Origin of the sequence: Donghicola sp. XS_ASV15 (assembly GCF_041224595.1) — a bacterium.
Taxonomy (GTDB): domain Bacteria; phylum Pseudomonadota; class Alphaproteobacteria; order Rhodobacterales; family Rhodobacteraceae; genus Donghicola.
Genome location: NZ_JBGFGN010000009.1, coordinates 1 through 2,442 on the forward strand (window position 1 = coordinate 1; position 2,442 = coordinate 2,442).

At 54.5% G+C, this 2,442-nt stretch carries 2 protein-coding genes and 2 pseudogenes; all 4 read right to left on the reverse strand.

Annotation, left to right across the window (positions count from 1 at the left end):
• Window positions 1-169 (reverse strand): annotated as a pseudogene (locus tag AB9K37_RS00075) (IS110 family transposase); the annotation flags it as partial.
• 116 nt (window positions 170-285) lie between these two features.
• Window positions 286-579: pseudogene (locus AB9K37_RS00080) on the reverse strand (tyrosine-type recombinase/integrase); the annotation flags it as partial.
• Between the two features lie 57 nt (window positions 580-636).
• A complete protein-coding gene (locus AB9K37_RS00085) occupies window positions 637-1,329 on the reverse strand; it encodes an SDR family NAD(P)-dependent oxidoreductase (RefSeq protein WP_369835046.1) in 693 nt (230 codons plus the stop codon).
• A gap of 314 nt (window positions 1,330-1,643) precedes the next feature.
• Window positions 1,644-2,144, reverse strand: a complete 501-nt coding sequence (locus AB9K37_RS00090) for a GNAT family N-acetyltransferase (protein WP_369835047.1) — start codon at window positions 2,142-2,144, stop codon at window positions 1,644-1,646.
• Window positions 2,145-2,442: the final 298 nt, after the last annotated feature.

Below are 2,442 nucleotides of genomic sequence, written 5' to 3' on the forward strand. Positions count from 1 at the left end.
ACGATCCACACGCTTCCATACCGACCAAACAGGGCGGCAGCCTCTCAAAGAAGGCAAGCAGCTTCTCCCGCTTTATGGCCCTATTGAAAATGACCCGACCATTCTCCGAAATGCCGTGAACCTGAAAAACATCCTTGGCCAAATCAAGGCCTACTGTCTTAACTGTCATTGAGTGGCTCCTTTCCTAGCAGTCATTGATAGCTGCACTTTGGCACATTCGATGCCGGTGGAGCAGGAGCCACCCACCTCATCCGGTGGGGCCGTCTGCGACGACGGCCCATCCTTTTAGACTTCGATAGGTTCAGAGATCATCAGCGCATCTTCTAGTTCAACGCCAAGGTATCTTGCGGTGCTGTCCACTTTTGTATGTACCAACAATAGTTGGACAGTCCGAAGGTTGCCGGTCTTCTTGTAAATTTGCGTCACCTTGGTTCGCCTCATGGAGTGTGTACCATAGGCACTGGCCTCCAACCCGATGGATGTCACCCAGTCGCGGACTATACGTGCGTACTGACGGGTCGAGATATGAAACCGTCCGTGAAACCGCCCGGGCCACAGGTTTTCAGATCCGACCAAGAGTGACTTCCGTATCCACCGTGCCAAGGTTCCGAAGATGTCCCGATCCGCTGTCAAAAATCAGATACGCTGAAAATCGTTGTCCAAGCACTCTATGACTTCTACTCGTGATGGGTGACGTAGAAGTTTGGCGTATTTGTATTTGAAAACGCCACTGGATAAGTCGACGATCTGGTCCGCGACCCAACCTGGATCCAGCATGGTTGAGGTATCTTCATCGGTGCCAGCCCAGAAAGGAGTGTTGATGTCTGATGGCGCGACAACCAACACTTTCCCCACACCTCTGTCCCTAACGAGAGAGGCCCCAAACATTCCTAGCCCGGACTTTACAGCGCAATAGGCCGGTTCGAGAGCGCGGGGCGTATATTGCGAACTAGATGTTATCAGCATCGTTTTGAGTGGAGTATTGGCTTTGCCCTTAAGCCTTTGAACCAACATCATTGGAGCTAAAAGGCCAATATTGACCATTGTCTGAAGTGCGCTATCGTCAAGGTCGTCAATATGCCCTCTCTGGAGATACCCTGCGGCATAGACCAAGGTGTTTACTGCGGGAAACTCTTCGACAAGACGATCAATGTCACATCCCAACTTGCTGGCTTGGTCCAACACCCCGAAAGCATGGAAGCGTGCGCTAGCCAATCCCGGGTTGTTCCGTCCCGTGATGCAGACTGTGTGCCCCTCGTTAATGTAGTGTTCGGCCAGCTTTTTGCCGACGCCGGAAGACCCGCCAACGATCAATATGTTCTTTTTCAAATGGAAACCCTTGCGTCGATGTTGAATGTAATTTCAGTAACATGGGCCCAACTCCGCCGGAACTGCTCCATTTCACCTCGGGTGCAAACTGGCTTTATCCATTACAACTCTAAGGCCCAGTTTGTCCGCACTGCCGCCCCCCGCCCATCGAAAATGTTCCGCGATCTACGAATGACTGTTTCGGTAAAGGTCCATCGCAGCGTCGCGCCTAACCCGAACGTCAGCTTCGGGCCGGGAACGACGACGCGCAAGGGGCGACCAGGTGCTTACCCCTACTGCGCCGCCGCATGACCGCTTCGAGCCCAATGTGTCCCTTAACCGTAGTGCCGATAGACGAGGTCCGACGGATCAGGCCGCTGTGCTTCGGCATCGAGCGTCGCACCGAGCCGTTCTGCCAACCTGGATGATCTTACATTTTCAGGATCGACGTAGCTCACCAGCGTTTCGATGTGACTGACATCAAGGCTCCATGCTCGCAGGGCGGATGCGGCTTCGAATGCGAAACCGTGTCCTTCGGCAGCGGCGTAAAGCAACCATCCCAGCTCGAACTCCGGAAACAACGGCCCTGAATTAATCCCCACTTGCCCGAGACATTCGCCGCTGGCCGTGTTCTCGATCATGAGCGCACCACACCCGAATAGGTTCCATTGGGCGTGATCGGCGCAGAACATTCCCCAAGCCACAGCAGGGGAGAAGGGACCACCCATGTGGATGGAGCGATCTGACGCCATAAGACTATAGTAGTCACCCCAGTCTCCTGCCCGCATAGGTCGTAGGGTAAGGCGGGGAGTGGTCAGCGTCGGGATCGTGGTCATCTGCAAGCCTTTTTCCCCTGCTTACAAGACCTTCATCACGGATCAATGACTGCAACGTCCGCACTGCCGACCTTGTGGCCCTGGACTATGCTGCGCGGTGCCATGAAGGCCCGGTATGGGGAAGCTGCGCTGCGGCAATGGTGATCCTGGCCAATGACCTCTGTGGGTGGCTCCTGCATTGCAAGTGTTTTCTGGTGATTTCTGCGGTCATTTTCGTCAGTACCGTCGTCTGTCCGGCCTGTTTATGTTTTGGCATTGCCTCCACTGGCCCTGATGAGTTCCGCAAGCGAGGTTCCAA